This is a genomic window from Neorhizobium sp. CSC1952 (genome assembly GCF_030378245.1).
Lineage (GTDB): Bacteria > Pseudomonadota > Alphaproteobacteria > Rhizobiales > Rhizobiaceae > Neorhizobium > Neorhizobium oryzae_A.
On the sequence record NZ_CP128416.1, the window covers coordinates 4132630 to 4149866 of the forward strand.

At 63.1% G+C, this 17237-nt stretch carries 15 protein-coding genes; 8 read left to right on the top strand and 7 right to left on the bottom strand.

Translation table 11 applies throughout. From position 1 onward, the window contains the following. Positions 1-15: 15 nt before the first annotated feature. From QTA58_RS19920 to QTA58_RS19945, 6 genes are all read right to left on the bottom strand, one after another. Positions 16-423 (bottom strand): hypothetical protein, encoded by a 408-nt coding sequence (locus QTA58_RS19920; RefSeq protein WP_289670452.1) that lies wholly within the window; start codon positions 421-423, stop codon positions 16-18. A 204-nt stretch (positions 424-627) separates the two neighbouring features. Next, a complete protein-coding gene (locus tag QTA58_RS19925; RefSeq protein ID WP_289670453.1) occupies positions 628-1125 on the bottom strand; it encodes a cupin domain-containing protein in 498 nt (165 codons plus the stop codon). A gap of 191 nt (positions 1126-1316) precedes the next feature. Continuing rightward, complete coding sequence (locus QTA58_RS19930; RefSeq protein WP_289670454.1) at positions 1317-3569, bottom strand: molybdopterin cofactor-binding domain-containing protein; 2253 nt, start codon at positions 3567-3569, stop codon at positions 1317-1319. Further along, positions 3569-4069, bottom strand: a complete 501-nt coding sequence (locus QTA58_RS19935; RefSeq protein WP_289670455.1) for a (2Fe-2S)-binding protein — start codon at positions 4067-4069, stop codon at positions 3569-3571. The genes QTA58_RS19930 and QTA58_RS19935 overlap by 1 nt, the downstream gene beginning before the upstream one ends. Positions 4070-4071: 2 nt before the next feature. Beyond that, a complete protein-coding gene (locus tag QTA58_RS19940) occupies positions 4072-5463 on the bottom strand; it encodes a cytochrome c (RefSeq protein ID WP_289670457.1) in 1392 nt (463 codons plus the stop codon). Positions 5464-5617: 154 nt separating this feature from the next. Next, positions 5618-6241, bottom strand: coding sequence for a TerC family protein (locus QTA58_RS19945; protein WP_085425121.1), 624 nt, complete (start codon positions 6239-6241; stop codon positions 5618-5620). Positions 6242-6550: 309 nt separating this feature from the next. Between QTA58_RS19945 and QTA58_RS19950 the strand changes: the two genes are divergently transcribed. The 5 genes from QTA58_RS19950 to QTA58_RS19970 all read left to right on the top strand — a co-directional run bounded on the left by QTA58_RS19950 (position 6551) and on the right by QTA58_RS19970 (position 10686). After that, positions 6551-6913: a response regulator gene (locus tag QTA58_RS19950; protein ID WP_289670458.1), complete on the top strand. Its 363-nt coding sequence runs from the start codon at positions 6551-6553 to the stop codon at positions 6911-6913. A 586-nt stretch (positions 6914-7499) separates the two neighbouring features. After that, positions 7500-8885: an FAD/NAD(P)-binding protein gene (locus QTA58_RS19955; RefSeq protein WP_289670459.1), complete on the top strand. Its 1386-nt coding sequence runs from the start codon at positions 7500-7502 to the stop codon at positions 8883-8885. Between the two features lie 117 nt (positions 8886-9002). After that, positions 9003-9554, top strand: coding sequence for an FMN reductase (gene msuE / locus QTA58_RS19960; protein WP_289670460.1), 552 nt, complete (start codon positions 9003-9005; stop codon positions 9552-9554). Between the two features lie 72 nt (positions 9555-9626). After that, positions 9627-10118 carry a heme-degrading domain-containing protein gene (locus QTA58_RS19965; RefSeq protein WP_289670461.1) on the top strand — a complete coding sequence of 164 codons (492 nt, stop codon included), beginning with the start codon at positions 9627-9629 and terminating at the stop codon, positions 10116-10118. A 10-nt stretch (positions 10119-10128) separates the two neighbouring features. Continuing rightward, complete coding sequence (locus QTA58_RS19970; RefSeq protein WP_289670462.1) at positions 10129-10686, top strand: DUF924 family protein; 558 nt, start codon at positions 10129-10131, stop codon at positions 10684-10686. 7 nt (positions 10687-10693) lie between these two features. On the opposite strand, the gene QTA58_RS19975 is transcribed toward QTA58_RS19970, so the two are convergent. Further along, a complete protein-coding gene (locus QTA58_RS19975) occupies positions 10694-10945 on the bottom strand; it encodes a GlsB/YeaQ/YmgE family stress response membrane protein (RefSeq protein ID WP_085424558.1) in 252 nt (83 codons plus the stop codon). Between the two features lie 222 nt (positions 10946-11167). On the opposite strand from QTA58_RS19975, the gene QTA58_RS19980 reads away from it, so the two are divergent. The 3 genes from QTA58_RS19980 to QTA58_RS19990 all read left to right on the top strand — a co-directional run bounded on the left by QTA58_RS19980 (position 11168) and on the right by QTA58_RS19990 (position 17234). Further along, entirely contained in the window at positions 11168-13573 is a 2406-nt protein-coding gene (locus QTA58_RS19980) for a mechanosensitive ion channel family protein (protein ID WP_289673235.1), read from the top strand. Positions 13574-13717: 144 nt separating this feature from the next. Then, positions 13718-16231 carry an FAD-dependent oxidoreductase gene (locus tag QTA58_RS19985; RefSeq protein WP_289670463.1) on the top strand — a complete coding sequence of 838 codons (2514 nt, stop codon included), beginning with the start codon at positions 13718-13720 and terminating at the stop codon, positions 16229-16231. Positions 16232-16385: 154 nt separating this feature from the next. Further along, a complete protein-coding gene (locus tag QTA58_RS19990) occupies positions 16386-17234 on the top strand; it encodes a response regulator (RefSeq protein ID WP_085424555.1) in 849 nt (282 codons plus the stop codon). The last annotated feature ends 3 nt before the right edge of the window (positions 17235-17237 follow it).

The following is a 17237-nucleotide window of genomic DNA, read 5'->3' on the forward strand; positions in this document are numbered from 1 at the left end:
CGAAGCGCGCCGTCCTCAGGCGCCAGCGGGCGGTGCGCGCGGCAGCGATCCCGGCCAGAAAGACAAGGCGGCGGGATTGGAAGACGGTCTCGGCGCAACGACCGAGGCGTAATGCGGAAAGGCGATTTCGAAGGAGCGAGGCGCGAGGGCGCCGTTGCCAGCCTGCCAATGAGCGCCGGCCGCATCCTTGCGATCGGCGGAGACGACGGCCCTCAGCGGCTCCCGCTTGGAGAGGTGCGGCGCGTCCGTGCTCTTGTCGGCAGACTGGACGCCGCGCGGGAACTGCACGTCCTTCACGACGCCGGAGAGCAAACCGAAGAGCGCGGCGATCAGCAGGGCTGCGGCAAAGACCGGCCACCGCGACAGGAGATGATCCCCGCCACGTTCGCTTCTCGTCCGCCTATCCTGCGGAAACGGCGCCATCCGCATCAGCTCCGGAGCGTTAAAATTCCCGAAGCATCTGCTTCGGAACGGAATGCCGCCTTCTAAAGGAGAGCCTGAAGGCGGTCAATCTCCAGTCGGTGCGAACCTAGTTCCGGATTGCGGCAGCATTGCCGACGCTCACGGCATTCCGGGCCGAAATCGGCATGTTTGCCGCCGCAAGCCATTGCCCGCAGTCTCTGGCCGTCACTTGTGAATCGGGTCCTTCCACAGAACCTCTTCCGGCTTTTCGACCGGCTCGATGTCGAGGTTCACCACGACCGGCTCCTGGCCGGAGCGCACCAGCACGCATTCGAGCGTCTCGTCGCGGCTGGCGTTGATCTCCTGGTGCGGCACATAGGGCGGCACGTAGATGAAATCGCCGGGACCGGCTTCCGCAACGAATTCCAGATTGTCGCCCCAGCGCATGCGCGCCTTGCCCTTCACCACGTAGATGATGCTCTCGAGGTCGCCGTGGTGATGGGCGCCGGTCTTGGCGTTGGCGTGGATCGTCACGGTGCCTGCCCAGATCTTCTCGGCGCCCGCCCGCGCATTGTTGATCGCGGTCGCGCGGTTCATGCCGGGCGTCTGGGCCGTGTTCGGATCGAGCGAATTGCCGGGAATGACCTTGACGCCGTGCTCGCGCCAGTCGACGTGGGTGTGATCGTCATGATCGTGATGATGGTCGTCGTGACTATGGCTCAAGGTCTGCTCTCATTGATTAGGACGGGGCTCACCAACTCTCTCGAGAAGGGGGTCCGCGAGCCCCTGACCGGCATCATGCCGGCTGGGAGCCCACGTAGCTTTGCTCGGCGAACATGTTCAATGGGAACCCGCCAAAAGTCAAAGTCTTGGTGACGAAAGCCTGACGGCTCCGTCCCGATTCGGTGCAGCGGTCAGGCGCCGATCGCAGTCTTCACCCGCTCCCGCGTCAGCGGCAGGTCGAAGAGCCGCTTGCCGATCGCGTTGCGGACCGCGTTGGCGACCGCCGCCGATGTCGGGCCTTGCGCCGCCTCGCCGGTTCCCAGGAACGGCGTGCCGGGCCGGTCGATGATATGCACCTCGACCGTATCGGGCACGCTTGCGAAGCGCATGATCGGATAGCTCGACCAGTCGGTGCTGGTGATGCGGGTCCGGTCGAAGGTCACCGCCTCGTAGAGCGTCCAGCTGATCGATTGCAGGATGCCGCCTTCCGTCTGGTTCCTGATGCCGTCCGGATTGACCGCCTGGCCGCTGTCGATCGCCGAGACCGCACGGATGACCCGGACGCGGCCTGTCTCCTGTTCGACCTGCAGCTCCAATGCGATCGCCAGATAGGCCGCGTGGTTCTTGTAGCGGGCGAAGGCGAAACCGACGCCGTGGCCGCGCGGAACCTCGTTCTTGCCCCAGCCGAATTTTTCCGCCGCAAGCTTCACGACGTCGGCGGCCCGGTTGTCGGTGAGATGCTTCAGCCGGAATTCGACCGGATCGGTCTTTGCGGCGATCGCCAGCTCGTCCATCGTGCTTTCGATCGAGAAGACGTTCGGCTGGGCGCCGAGGCCGCGAAGCGCCGAAACGCGGAGCGGCATGTCCGGCAGGAAGTGCCAGAGGATCCGGCGGTTCGGGATCGCATAGAGCGGATCGGCATTGCGGTCGCCGTTGCCGTTCGGGTTGATGCTGAGCTTCGGCAGCTTGAGCGGCGTCGCATTGCCTTTGGTCCGTCCCGCCAGCAGCGAGCCCGCGTCGCCGGGGCGCGTGCCGTGGGAATTGCTCCAGAGGTCATAGGCCCAGTTGTCGATCTTGCCATCGGGCCCGACCGACGCCTTGATCTTCGTGACCATGCCGGGGCCATAGGGTTCCCACATGTGCTCCTGCTCGCGCATCCACTGAACGCGGATCGGACGGCCCGGAACCTTGGCGGCGATCAGGGCCGCATCCGCTGCGGCATCGTCGGCGCCGTTGTGGCCGTAGCAGCCGGAGCCTTCCACGTGGATGACCCGTACCTTGTCTTCCGGCAGGCCGAGCATCTGGGCGATCGCCTCGCGGTCCGGAAAGACGCCCTGCGTATGCGACCAGACGTCCATCGTGCCGTCGGGTTTCATGATCGCGATGCCGCAGGAGGGACCGATCGAACCGTGCATGATGTAGGGGCGCGTAAACGTCGCCTCGAAGGTCGGGCCGTTGGGGAAGGCCGGCGCGCCAGATTCCGCGACCGTGCCGATATCGCCTTCCATGGCGACCAGCTCGGCGGGAAGGATCGCCTGATCCGGCAGGTTGGCCGGCTCGTCCCACTCGGCCGCCTGCTCCAGGGCGCGCATCGCCTTGATCGCCTGATATTCCTTCTCGGCGACGACCGCGAGGAAGTCGCCGTCGCGGACGACCGAGATGACGCCCGGCATCGCCTCGATGGCGGAGGCATCGAGGTTCTTCAGCGTAGCGCTGTAGCTCGGCGGACGCACGACGCGGGCGTGCACCATGCCGTCTAGCCTCAGATCCTGGATGTAGGCGACACCGCCCGTGACCTTGCCGGGAATGTCGACGCGCTGCAGATCGCGGCCGATGACGCTGAACTGGTCCGGCGTCTTCAGTCTGGATTGCGGCTGCGCTTCGACATGCAGGAACTCACCCGCAACGAGTTCGCCATAGCCGATCGAGCGGCCGTCCGGCGCGACGATCGTCTTCTTCTCGGCCTTGAGCTGGTCCGCCGGCAGGTTCCATCGGGTGGCGGCCTGACCGATCAGCAGTTCGCGCACTTGGGCTGAGGCATTGCGGATCGCCGTGCCGCTGTTCTGCATCGACTGGCTGCCGGCGGTAAAACCCTCGTCCGGCGTGCGGGCGGTATCGGCGGTGATGAGCTCGATATCGCCGGGTTCCACGTTCAGTTCCTCGGCCGCGACCTGGATCAGCGGCGTGCGGATGCCCTGGCCGAGTTCCACCTTGCCGGTGAAGACGGTGATCTTGCCGTCGGCGTCGATGCGGATCCAGCTGTCGAGGAAACGATCGGTGTTCAGGCTGCCGGGTAGAGCCGGCGGTTTGGCCGGGGCAGGGGCTGCCGGAGGCTGCGCCGGCTGCTGCGCGAGCGCGTTTGCCACCGAGAAGCTGACGACGAGGGCGCCGGTGCCTGCGAGCAGACCGCGGCGGGTGATTTCGGCCTTGTTGAACGTGTCCATCAGCCGGCACTCCTGTTCGTGGCAGCCGGAACGGCCGCCTGTTCCATCAGTTCGCTGGCGCGCTTGATGGCGGCCATGATTCGCATATGGGTGCCGCAACGACAGAGATTGGTGCGCAGCGCCGAGCGGATGTCGTCGTCGCTCGGTTTGGGGTTGTGCTTCAGAAGGGCGGTCGCGCTCATCATCATGCCGGCGATGCAATATCCGCACTGCGCGGACTGCTTTTCGATGAAGGCCTGCTGGATCGGGCCCGGGTTTTCGATCGTGCCGAGGCCTTCGACCGTGGTGATCTCGCGCTCTTCGGCGACCAGCAGCGGTGTGACGCAGGAGAGCGCCGCCCTGCCGTCGATCATGATCGTACAGGCGCCGCACTGGCCGAGGCCGCAGCCGTATTTCGCGGCATTCAGCTCGAGATCGTCGCGCAGCACGTAGAGGAGCGGCGTATCCGGCTCCGCATCGACCTGATGGTTCTGTCCGTTGACGTTAAGCGTGATGGTCATGTCTACTCCTTCGCGCCGACATTCTTCGGCGCTCTTTCAATGCCGTCGGAGGCCAGCACGGTGACTGGATATTCGCCGGAGCGGGTTTTGGCGACGAGATCGGTCAGTCCGGTCCAGGCGGGCTGATCGGAGAAGCGGGCGCGCAGATAGCCGAGGAGGTCGGCGACCTGCTGGTCGTTGAGCGTATTGCCGAAAGCCGGCATCACGGCGCTCGGCTGGCCGTCCCCTGGCGGCAGGCCGAACATCACGACATTGACGATGTTCTGCGGGTTCGGCGCGTTGACGGCGGTGGAGAGCGCGAAGTTCAGGCCGCCATAGGGCTGAGGTCTGCCGCTCTCATGACAGGTGGCGCAGGCCGCGCCGTAGATCGCGGCTCCCGGATGTGCGGAGAGGTCGGCAGAGGCCTTGTTCTCGTCGAGCGCCGCCGTGGTGATGTTGGCGCCGCCATTGCCGAAGCTCCGGGTCAGGCGCTCGCCTTTCTCCTTGCGCTCGGGCGAGGGCTCGCCCATGACGGAGGCGACATAGGTCGCAATCGCGCGGATATCGCTGTCGGACAGAAGGCCGAGATTGCCCGTGACTTCCGCCATGGGGCCGCGCGAGACGCCGTGCAGTTCATGCCAGCCGTTGCGCAGGTAGAAAGCGACGCTGTCGACGGTCCACGGGACCGGCGAATGAGAGCTGGCGTTGATCGCATAGGCCTGCCAGCCTTCCGCTTCCCCGCCTCCGAAATGACGATTTCTGTCTTCGGCCCCGAATGCGTTTCGGGGCGTATGACAGGCGCCGCAGTGCCCAAGCCCTTCGGCGAGATAGCGGCCGCGGTTCCACTCCTCGCTCTGCGACGTATCCGGCTGCATGCCTCCTTCGTGGAGGAAGAGCAGGTTCCAGCCGACGAGAAGCGGGCGGAATTGCAGCGGGAAGACGAGGTCGTTGGCGGGCGCGGTCGCCTTGACCGGCTCACGTGTCATCAGGAAGGCGTAGAGCGCCTTGTTGTCCTCTTCCGTCACCCAGGTGAAATGGTCGTAGGGGAAGGCCGGATAGAGATGGTTGCCTTCCCGGTCGACCCCTTCGCGCATGGCGCGGACGAAGGCAGCCTCGCTCCAGCGGCCTATCCCCGTTTCCGGATCCGGCGTGATGTTCGTCGAATAGAGCGTGCCGAACGGCGTCGGAACCGGGAGCCCGCCGGCGAACGCTTCCTGGCCGGGCTCGGTATGACAGGCGATGCAGTTTCCGACCGCGGCGAGCTGCGCGCCCTTGGCGACCAGATCGGGAGGATATTGGGCGTTCGCTGCCTGATTATCCGGAGGGATCTCCGAACGCCATCCGATGAGAAGAAACCCGACGGCGGCGATCACCGCCAATGTCAGAAGAATAGAAATTGCTCGAAGAAATCGCATGCCAGACTCAACCTCGGTCTATCGTATGACAGTCTGATGGTATTCCCTCTCTTTCTTGATCAAAAGCAAGTTTTTTCAGCAAAAATAGAAAGCCCTGCCTGTGCGATCGGCACGGGCAGGGCCTGGATGGGGCTTTTGCGTAGGTTCGAAGAGATCAGGCGCCCTGAATGAGCGGCAGGACCTCGAAAATGCCGTGGTATATCATGGTGGCCGCGACGTAGACGATGACCGCGAGGCCGAGATAGGCGATCCAGCGGAAGCGGGCGAGAAGCTTGGCGACGAAATTGGCGGCGACCCCCATCAGTGCGATCGAGATGACGAGGCCGATGATGAGCACGGTCGAGTGCTCCTGCGCGGCGCCGGCAACGGCGAGCACGTTGTCGAGCGACATGGAGACGTCGGCGACGACGATCTGAGTCGCGGCTTGAAAGAACGTCTTCTGCGGCGTGTTTTCAGCGGCTTCCGCTGCGCCGGCATGGGCTGCGTCAGCGTCGTTTTCACGAAGCTCGCTCCACATCTTCCAGCAGACCCAGGCGAGCAGCACGCCGCCGAGGAGCTGGAGGCCCACGATGCCGAGCAGGTAGGAGGTGATGGCTGCGAAGACGATGCGCAGCACGGTCGCGGCGGAGATGCCGAAGAGGATAGCCTTCTTGCGCAGCGCAGGCGGAAGGCCGGCAGCGGCAAGGCCGATGACGATGGCATTGTCGCCCGAGAGGACGAGGTTGATGGCAATGACCTCGAGAAGGGCCGCAAAACCGGCCGCGGTGAAGAGTTCCATCATGAAGGCAAACCTGAGTAGACGTTGGATGGCGGGCCTGGAATTCGCTTCCAGTCACATTTTCGTGGGGCATTGGTACAGGATATTTCAGCGGCCTTGGCAAGCGAAAAATTGCGCTCTGTCAAATGCCATTATCCATTGTGCAACAGGCTGTGGCGACCGGGACGCGCAGCAGATATCAGCAATGGCCCGGGTTTACCTCCGTTCACTTCCGCTTGCCGCAATCCCGCCACTCTCCTATATGGCCGTTCGACGAAGGCAGGCCGGTTCTTCCCGATACCGCCAGGCGCGATCTGCAAGGAGATGTCCATGCCGCAAAAGGCCGTTGTGCTCATCGTCGAAGATGAGCCGCTGATCCGCTTCACCACGCTCGACGCGCTGGAGGAAGTCGGGCATGTGGTGCTGGAAGCCGCCAATGCGGACGAGGCGATGGTGCTGTTCCGCAACCGGCCCGATATCAATATCGTCTTCACGGATGTCAACATGGCCGGCTCCATGGACGGCATCCAGCTCGCCCGGCGCATCCGCGCCATACGCCCGAGTGTGGGAATCATCATCACGTCCGGCGTGGTCAACCTCGATCCCATGCTTCTGCCGGCCAATACCGTCTTCCTGCCGAAGCCCTATCAGCACGAGAAGCTGCTGACCTCCATCCACGAACTGCTGCCTTGATCCTGAAGGGAACCGGCGGAACCAAGCGCCTAGAGTGTTTCCTTGTTAGATTGAAGCATTCTGCCGGAGCAGGTTTTCGTTGGGGCAAAGGCGATTGGCGAAGGGCATACCCGTTGGTACGTCCGAGCCGATCGCCTTTGATCCCGGCGGAAAGATGCCCGGCCCTGCGGGTTGGCTGAAACGGGCCGCCTGATCGACCGGCTGGCTCGGCTGTAGGGCGGGGCTACGACCTGCGCCAGCCGGTCGACCATCCGACTCCGTTTGAGCCAACAGAATGCTTCAATCCAACAAGGAAACGCTCTAGGTTTCCGGTTATCCTCTCCGGTCAAACGGAGGAGTTTTCGAGATGGCTACGAGGTCCGCCGCGCTTTCCGCCGTGGTTCCGCCACCCCGTATTTTCACAGCGGCAGGCCTCCATCCGGAATGGCGACGCCGGATGAAGCGGAAAACATCTTTACTCTATGCCAATCTCTAGTAACCTGATCGAGATTGAAGCGACCACCGCAAACGGGTTCAAAACGCTTGCGGGCTTCCAAGACGACCCTTTCGCCCAACCTTCAAAAAACGGACGGGGAGTGTGTGCTTGATGACCTATGACGTCGCCATCGTCGGTTCCGGTTTTTCCGCAATCGCCCTCACAATCAACCTCCTGCGCTTCCTGCCGTCGTCCGCCTCCATCGCCGTGATCGGCGACGATCCGGGCTTCGGACGGGGCACGGCCTACCGTACCGAATTCTACCTGCATCGCCTCAACGTACCTGCGGCGCGCATGAGCGTGTTTCCGGACCGTCCGGACGATTTCGTCGAATGGCTGCGCCGTCAGGGCAGGGCGGCCTTCGCCGAGGATTTCGCCTCGCGCGGCGACTACGGGCTCTATCTGCGCGACACGCTGGCTTCGCTTCTGAGGCCGCGCGAGCGGCGGGCGCGGGTGGATTTCGTCAAGGCGAAGGCAACCGCGTGTGTTCAGTGCGAGAGCGACGGCCTCGTCTTCTGCCTCGACAATACCGGCGAACTGAAGGCCCGCAACGTCATCCTGGCGCTCGGTGTGGGTAATGCCGATCTGCCCTTGCCCAAGGATCGCGTCGATGAGGCGGCTCGTCCGCGCATCATCGACAATCCGTGGCGGCTCGGCTGGCTTTCGCGGGTCGGGCGGACCGACGAGATCTGTATCTTCGGCTCCGGCCTGACGATGATCGACCAGGTGCTGTCGCTGCGTGCCCAAGGGCATCGCGGCCGTATCCACGTCCTGTCGCGTCGCGGGCTGGTGCCGCATCCGCATTCCGCCCGGCGTGCCGCACCCGTGCCGCCTGAACTGCCGGAAAGCCGGGAGATCAGCACTCTCCTTCGTGCACTGCGCCGGCAGGTCGACAAGGGCGCCGATTGGCGGGCGGTGATCGACGGCCTGAGGCCGCAGACGCAGGCGCTCTGGCAAAGCCTCGGCACGGAGCAGCGCGGCCGCTTCCTGCGTCATGCGCTTGCCTGGTGGAACATCCACCGCCACCGGATCGCGCCGGAGGTTTTCACCCGTTTCGACGCGCTTATGAAGGACGGCACGGTGACGGTGCATGCGGGCTATCTGCGATCGATCGAAAAGGAGGGTAGCGGCGCAAGCGTTCACTATCGCAGGAGAGGCAGGCGGGACATCGCCGCATTCCATGCGGACTGGGTCGTCAATTGCACGGGCATGGAGCGCGCCGGCATCGGCCATTCGCCATTGCTCACGGCGATGCGCGACCGCCGGATGATCGCCATGGACGACTTGGGGCTCGGCATTTCCGTCGATCCGCAGTCCCGCGTTCTCGATCCGCAGGGGCGACCGCAGCCCGGTCTTTTCGCCGCAGGCGCGCTCACGGCGGGCCAATTCTGGGAGATCACGGCGGTGCCGGATATCCGCGTCCAGGCCAAGGCGCTTGCCGAAACGGTCGCCGCCGAGATCGCCCGGAGGGCGCCCCCCTACGCCCGCATCGCGTGATCGGGCGGGGCTTTAGCATTATTTTCTCCTGGCCGCGCATCTCAGGCAGGTTCCTTGCTTTCATGTCGGGGCGCCGGCGCTAATCTCAGTCAAGTCATTGCGCGGAAAGGAACTTGCATGGCCTTCAAACTCGTCGGGCTCGCGGGCAGCTACAATCGTCCCTCCAAGACCTTTGCGCTGGTCAACCATATCGCGGCGATCGCTGCCGAGCGCTATGGCTTCGAGACGCAGGTCCATGACCTGACCGATGTGGGGCCGTCGCTCGGCCTGGCGCAGCGCCAGAGCGATCTCGACAGCAATGCCGCAAGGGTGCTGGAAGATGTCGTCGAAGCCGATTTCCTGATCGTCGGCTCGCCGACCTACAAGGGCAGTTATCCCGGGCTCTTCAAGCATTTCATCGATCTGATCGATCCCGAACAGCTCCGTGCCAAACCGATCCTGATCACGGCCACCGGCGGCGGCGACCGCCACGCGCTGATGGTCGAGCACCAGCTGCGGCCGCTTTTCGGTTTCTTCACGGCCCATACCTTGCCGACCGCCGTCTATGCCTCCGACCGGGATTTTTCCGATTATCGCGTCGTTTCCGAAGCGCTGCAGCAGCGGATCGGTTTTGCCGTCGACGAGCTCGCGGCCTTCTTCCCCCAGCAGGCGCTTGCGGCCGCCGAATAGGCGGCAGAACTTTACTTTCGCCTTCTTTGCCGTCATCAATGCCCGCGCTGTGGTAAGCGAGGAATGACGAGCATGGCCATCGAACAGGATATCGGGCGCATCGCCGAGCAGGAGAAGGCGCTCGTCTTCGACCGCTTCGATCTCACCACCGCCTGGGAGCTCGGATCGCTGCTTCGCCAGATGGCGACGGAGCGCGGGCTCGGTGTGGCGATCGACGTGCGGCTGCATTCCATGCCTGCCTTCTATGCGGCCCTGCCGGGTTCCACCGCCGACAATGAGGGCTGGGTGCGCCGCAAGCGCAATCTTGTGCTGCGCTTCTTCCAGTCGAGCTATGCGATCGGCTGCAAGCTTGCCCAGCAGGATACGACCCTGGAGGCGAAATTCGGGCTATCCTCCTCCGATTATGCCGCGCATGGAGGCAGTTTCCCGATCAGCCTGACGGGTGTCGGCTGCATCGGCGCGGTAACCGTGTCTGGCCTGCCGCAGCGGGAAGATCACAATCTGGTCGTGGAAGCGCTTGCCCGCATGCTCGGAATGGATATTTCCAAGCTCCGCCTCGACTGAGGAGATGCCCATGGTTCAAGCAGACGTCAAAACGCCGGAAGAAGTGTTTTCCTTCTGGTTCAAGGAGCTGACCCGCAAGGACTGGTTCGAGAAGAACGAGGCATTGGACGAGGCCATGCGCAAGCACTTCGCGGCCACGCATCTTTCGCTTGCGCGCGGCGAGCTCGACGCCTGGCGGACGTCGCCCGCAAACCGGCTTGCTGCCGTCATCATGCTCGACCAGTTCTCGCGCAACATCTATCGCGGCACGCCGCTCGCCTTCGCGACCGACTGGCTGGCGTTAAGGGAGGCGAAGCTCGCCATCGAGGCCGGGGCCGACATGGCTGTTCCGGCAGAGCAGCGCTGTTTCTTCTATCTGCCCTTCGAGCATTCGGAAAACCTTGCCGAGCAGGACCGTTCGGTCGAGCTCTTCACGATGCTCGGGGATCCGGAATATCTGGATTATGCAGAACGTCACCGGGCGGTGATCCGCGAATTCGGGCACTTTCCGCACCGGAATGCCATCCTGGGACGGGAATCGACCGCCGCCGAGCTGGAGTATCTTTCCAGGCCCGGCGCCGGTTTCTGAGGACGCGCTAGCGCCGGATCATCCGGCCGACCGCGATCAGGATGCAGGCGCCGATGAAGCCGGCGATGAGATAGCCGATCCATCCGCCGAGCACGACGCCGAAAAGGCCGAGAATGGCATTGGCGATGATGGCTCCGACAATGCCGAGAAGGATGTTCATGAGGATGCCCATATTGCTCTTCATGAACTGTTCCGCGAGCCAGCCCGCGATACCCCCGATAATGATGGCTGCGATCCAGCCTACCCCTGCACCTTCCATGATTTGCTCTCCTGTCTGATATTGGCAAAAGGTAACGCGGGGGAAATGTTCCAGGTTCCGTCGATTGTTCCAATTCGTACGATCCGAGTGAGACCTTCCTTTTCTTCGCCCAGAAGTCGCTCTACCTTCGCCGGCGAATCCGATCGAAAGATAAAGAGCAGAAACTTGGCAGAAACTTTCACGACCGGCCCCTCCATCGTTCGGCGCTTCGCCCGTGCGTTCATTGCGGCTTTCCTGATCGCGGTCCTCGCCGCCCCGCTTTTCCATCCGACATCCGCCGCAGCGCAGGCGCAGCCGCAGGCAGCCTCCGACGTAACGGTCGATTCCATCAATGCGGATATGCGCAACAAGATCGATGCGATCCGCCAGCAGCTCAATACTTTCCGCGGCCGTGTGGAAAGCGATGCGCAGGACGATGCGCGTCTTGCCGAGCTGAGGGTCCAGGCCGAGGAGATCGTCGGCGCGATGCAGGCCATCGCCGATGCGATGAAGACGCGTGTCGAGCAGATCCAGTCGCGGCTTACGAGCCTCGGCGACGCGCCGGCCGCCGGGCAGCCGCCCGAGGCGCCGGCGGTGGCGGAAGAACGCAGCCGGCTTCTCAACGAACGTTCGGAGCTGAACCTCATCGTCGAGGATGCCAACAATCTGTCGAACAGCGCCACGCAGCTTGCCAACACGATCACCAATCTGCGCCGCACGCTGTTTGCCCAGACGCTCTTCCGACACACCGAGCTCTCGGGCGATCTGTTCGCCGAGGCCGGTGATGCCATCACCACGGAAGTGCGGAATTTCGGCTCGACCTTTGGGAGCTGGATCGGCTTCGTCTGGAAATTCAAGAAGCTGCAACTGCTCGGCGCGATCGCTCTGTCGCTCGGCGCGGCGATGCTGTTCCTGTCGGGCGGCTACCGGCTGTTCGGCCGCTTCATCCGCCGCTACGAGCAGGAGACGCCGTCCTATATCCGAAGACTTTCCGTGGCGTTCTGGTCGACGGTCATTCAGACGGTGTCGCTTGCGGCTTTCCTCGTCGCCTCCTTCCTCTTCCTCGACGGCTTCAACGTGCTGCGGCCAGACGTGGCGCCGATCATCGCCACCTTCTTCGGCTTCGTCTGGTTCGTCTATTTCGTCTGGAAGCTCACCTATGGCGTTCTCGCTCCGGGCGAACCGGAATGGCGGCTGGTGCGAATCACCAATCGGGGCGCGCGTTTCCTGACGGTTGCCGTGCTCGCCATGGCGGTCGTCAACGGGCTCGACTATCTGCTCGGCGCCATCAGCGAGGCGCTCGATTCGCCGCTGGTCCTGACCATCGTCAAGAGCCTGCTCGCCTCCGTCATCGTGGGGCTGATCCTCATCGCGATCTCCTTCGTCCGGCCCCGGCTTGTCGAAGACGAGAGCCCCGACGGGCCGGGAGGCGCCTGGCCCCGGTTCTTTTCGCTGCTGCTTCGCGTCATGGGCGGCCTGCTCATCCTTGCGGTGCTGACTGGCTATGTGGGCCTGGCGCGCTTCGCCTCGACCCAGATCGTGCTGACCGGCGCCGCCATCGTCCTCATCTATGTCGGGCTTCTCTCCGGCAAGGCGATTTCCAAACAGGGGGCCTTTACCGACACGGCTGCCGGGCGAAGGCTTGCCGAGCGCTTCAATTTCAAGGAAGTGGCGCTCGACCAGGCGGGGCTCGTCGCAGGGCTCGGCATCTATGCTTTCGCACTGCTCTTCGGCATCCCGCTGATCCTGCTCACCTGGGGCTTCCAGATCGCCGATATCGAGGCCTGGATCTACAACTTCTTCACAGAGATCCGCATCGGCAACATCTCGATCTCGCTCGTCGGCATCCTGGGCGGCCTGCTTCTCTTCGGCATCGGTTTCATCGTCACCCGCTGGGTGCAGAAATGGATCGACGGCAACGTTCTCGCGCGCAGCCAGGTGGATCTGGGCGTGCGCAATTCGGTCAGGACCGGCATCGGCTATCTCGGCGTCGGTCTTGCGGTGATCGTCGGCGTTTCGGCCGCCGGCATCGATCTGTCGAGCTTTGCACTCGTCGCTTCGGCTCTTTCGGTCGGCATCGGTTTCGGCCTGCAGAATATCGTGTCGAACTTCGTCTCCGGTCTGATCCTGCTCGTCGAGCGACCGTTCAAGGTGGGCGATCACGTGGTGACCGGGGCGACGGAAGGCATCGTCAAGCGCATCTCGGTCCGCGCCACCGAGATCGAGACCTTCCGCAAGCAGTCGATCATCGTGCCGAATTCCGATCTCATCAATTCGCCGGTCGGCAACTGGACGCACCGCAACAAGATCGGGCGTTCGGAAATCCCCGTTTCTGTCAGCTACGATACAGAGCCGCAGAAGGTGATCGACATCCTGCTCGAACTGGTCGACCAGGTGCCGGAAGTGCTGCGCAACCCCGAGCCGCATGTGGAATTCATGAGCTTCGGACCTTCGTCGCTGAATTTCGAACTGCGCTTCCATCTCGCCGACATGGGCGAGGGATTGAGGATCCGAAACGGCCTCAGGATCGCCATTCTCAAGCGGTTCCGGGAGGAGGGGATCGATATTCCGTTCCCGCAGCAGGAGATCGTCTTCCACCGCGGCAAGCCGGTCCTGCCGGAGGAGGGCGACATGCGGGGAGGCGCATAAGAGCCCTCTCCGGACCCATCGACGCCACCGTCGCGGGCTGGATGGCGCCATGTCGTAATCAGGCGTTTGGGCTGCCTGCCGGAATTGCATAGTCGCCGAAATTGTTCGACGCGGCGAAGCGAAGCCGAAGAGGGGTTCATTTCCATGAAGACACATGCACGGGCGGTGGTGATCGGCGGCGGCGTGGTCGGCGTTTCGACGCTCTATCACCTGGCGAAGAAGGGCTGGAGCGACGCGGTCCTGATCGAGCGCAAGGAGCTAACCTCCGGCTCGACCTGGCATGCGGCGGGCCTCCTGCCGCTCTTCAACCTCTCCTATTCGGTGGGGCAGCTTCATAAGTATTCGGTGCGGTTCTATCAGGAACTGCAGGAGGAAACCGGCATGAATGTCGGTTTTTCGAAGGTCTCGAACATCCGCCTCGCCCGCACCAAGGACCGCTGGGACGAGTTTATGTATTATGCCGGCATCGCCGAGACGATCGGCGTGAAGGTCAATATCCTGACGCCGGATGAGGTGAAGGAGGTCTGGCCGCTCTGCGAGACCGACGGCATCCTAGGTGCCATCCAGCATCCGGACGACGGCTACATCCAGCCGGCCGATCTCACCCAGGCGCTCGCCAAGGGAGCGCGCGATCGCGGCGCCACGATCTACCGAAACATGACGGTCACAGCGATCGAACAGCAGCCGGACGGCCTCTGGAAGGTGACGACCGACAAGGGCGAGATCACCGCCGAACACGTGATCTCCTGTACCGGCAACTTCGCCCGCAAGACCGGCGAGATGGTCGGCATTAACATCCCGGTCATTCCGGTCGAGCACCAGTATATCGTCACCGAACCCCATCCGGCGGTGCAGGAGCGCAAGGCGAAGGGCCTGCCGGAAATGGGCGTGCTGCGTGAGTCGGACTCCTCCTGGTACATGCGCGAGGAAAACGGCGGCCTGCTGCTCGGCCCCTACGAAGTCGGCGCGCCCGTCTGCTATGTCGACGGGCCTTCCGACGAGAGCGAATACGAGCTCTTCCAGGAGGATCTCGACCGGCTGATGCCCTATATCGAAACCGCGATCGCGCGCGTGCCCGCCTTCGGCGAAGTCGGCATCAAGAAGGTCTATAACGGCGCCATCGCCTATACGCCGGACGGATCGCCGATCGTCGGCCCGGCGCCGGGTCTCAGGAACTTCTGGCTCAACGAGGGCCATTCCTTCGGCATCACCGCCGCAGGCGGCGCCGGCTGGCAGCTCGCGGAATGGATCGTTGACGGCGAGCCGACCGTGGACATGATGGGCGTCGATCCCCGCCGCTTCGGGCCTTACGCAACGGAAGGCTATCTCATCGAGAAGAACGAAGAAGCCTATGCCAATGTTTTCACGATGCATTATCCCGACGAGGAGCGTGCCGCCGCACGTCCCCTGAAGACTACCCCCGTGTATGATCGCCTGAAGAAGCTCGGCGGCGTTTTCGGCTCCGTCTATGGCTGGGAGCGTGCCAACTGGTTCGTGCCGGAAGGCTACGAGGTGCCGAAGGAGGAACTCGGCGTCGGGGCCGACGTCATCACCAGCCACAACCATGCGCCGCCGCTGGACGATGGCCGGATCGTCGAAAAATGGTCGTTCCGCCGTTCCAACTATTTCGACCATGTCGGCAACGAGATCAAGAACGTGCACGAGAACGCCGGCGTTCTCGACATGTCGGCCTTCGCCAAGATGGAGGTTTCCGGTCCCGGCGCGCGTGCTTTCCTCGACTCGATCCTCGCCAATGCGATCCCCAAGAAGCGCGGCCGCATCGCCCTCTGCCATCTGCTCACCAAGGACGGCGGGGTGCGTTCCGAGTTCACCGTCTACGAATGGGCGCCGGATCGCTTCTACCTCGTTTCCGCCGGCGCCTATGAGGCGCATGACCACGACTATCTGCGCAAGCTTGCCCCGACCGACGGATCGGTGAAGCTGACCCAGATCACCCAGAAGTTCGGCGTCCTGGTTCTTGCCGGTCCGAAATCCCGCGCGGTGCTGAAGAAGCTCACCCGCACGAGCCTGGAGAACAAGGATTTCCCCTGGCTTTCCGGCAAGGAGATTTCTGTCGGCGCGGCCAGCGCCCATGCGCTGCGCGTCAATTTCGTCGGCGAGCTCGGGTGGGAACTGCATCACCCGATCGAGATGCAGAACTACATCTTCGACAAGCTGATGGAGGCGGGCGCCGAGTTCGGCATCAAGCCTTTCGGCATCCGCGCCATGCTGGCGATGTCGGTCGAGAAATCCTACAGGCTCATCCCGCGCGAGATGTCGATCGAATACAACGCCTATGAATCCGGGCTCGACCGCTTCATCAAGACGGACAAGGATTTCCTCGGCAGGCAGGGCCTTCTTTCCTACAAGGAGAACGGCCTCAAGTGGAACTTCTGCACGCTCGCCGTCGAAGGGGCCAACGACGTCGACGCCCGCGGATCGGAAGCGATCTACAACGAGACCGGCGAGCTGATCGGCCGCGCCACCAACGGCGCCTATGGCTGGCGCATCGGCAAGTCGCTGGCGCTCGCCATGGTCAGGCCGGGCTATGCCGAGACCGGCACCAGGCTCAAGATCAAGATCCTCGGCACGCTCTACAACGCGAGCGTCATTCCCGAGAGCCCGTTCGATCCTGACAATGCGGCGCTCAGGGCCTAGACGCGTTAAAAGTAAGAAATCATTGACGTTAGCGGGCGGCTTTCGGGCCGCCCGTGCCGTTTTTCAGGCCGATCGGTGCTCGGATTAACGGTTCTGCAAATCGTTTTCAGTAAGGGTTTTGGAGAGGGGACAATATTTTATTGATAGGGGCACCATGACATTCCTCGGCATTTCCGGGATGCAGTATTCCGGCCAATCCCTGGCAAATTCCCGCATCCTGCTTGCGGAGGATTCCAACGTCTTCACTTCGATGATCGGCACCCGGCTCAAGGAGCTTTTCGGCATCGAGACCGAAGTCTGCCGCAATTTCGAGGAATTGCAGCTCGCCTACGACCGCTCCACCGAGCCGGTGACGCTCGCGATCTCCAACATCAACCTGCCGGGCGCCGAGAACGGCGAGGCCCTTGAATATCTGATCGACCTGTCGATCCCGACCATCGTCTTCACGGGAACGTTCCACGAGGAGACCCGCGACAAGCTGCTCACCAAGGACATCGTCGACTACATCCTGAAGGACAACGTCTTCGCGGTCGAGATGCTGGCGGAATCGGTCTGCCGGTTCCTGACCAACCATCGCCACCACGTATTGATCGTCGACGACAGCCCGACCGCGCGGGCTCTGCTGTCGAGCCGCCTGAAACGCTACAATTTCCGCGTCAGCACGGCCGAGAGCGGCGCCAAGGCGCTGGAGATTCTCAAGAAGAACCCGGATATTGGCCTCGTCGTCACCGATTACAACATGCCGGACATCGACGGTTTCGAGCTTACCCGCCGCATCCGCTCGGTGCGCGGGTCCCACGAGCTCAGGATCATCGGCGTTTCGTCCTCCTCGAACCGGCTGCTGTCGGCCCGGTTCCTGAAGGCCGGCGGCAACGACTTCATGCTGCGGCCGTTCATCGACGAGGAATTCTATTGCCGCGTCAATCAGAACCTCGACACGCTGATCCAGATCTGGTCGATGCAGTCGAAGGGCAAGGAGCCGGCGGTCAAGAGCGTCGCCTGACCG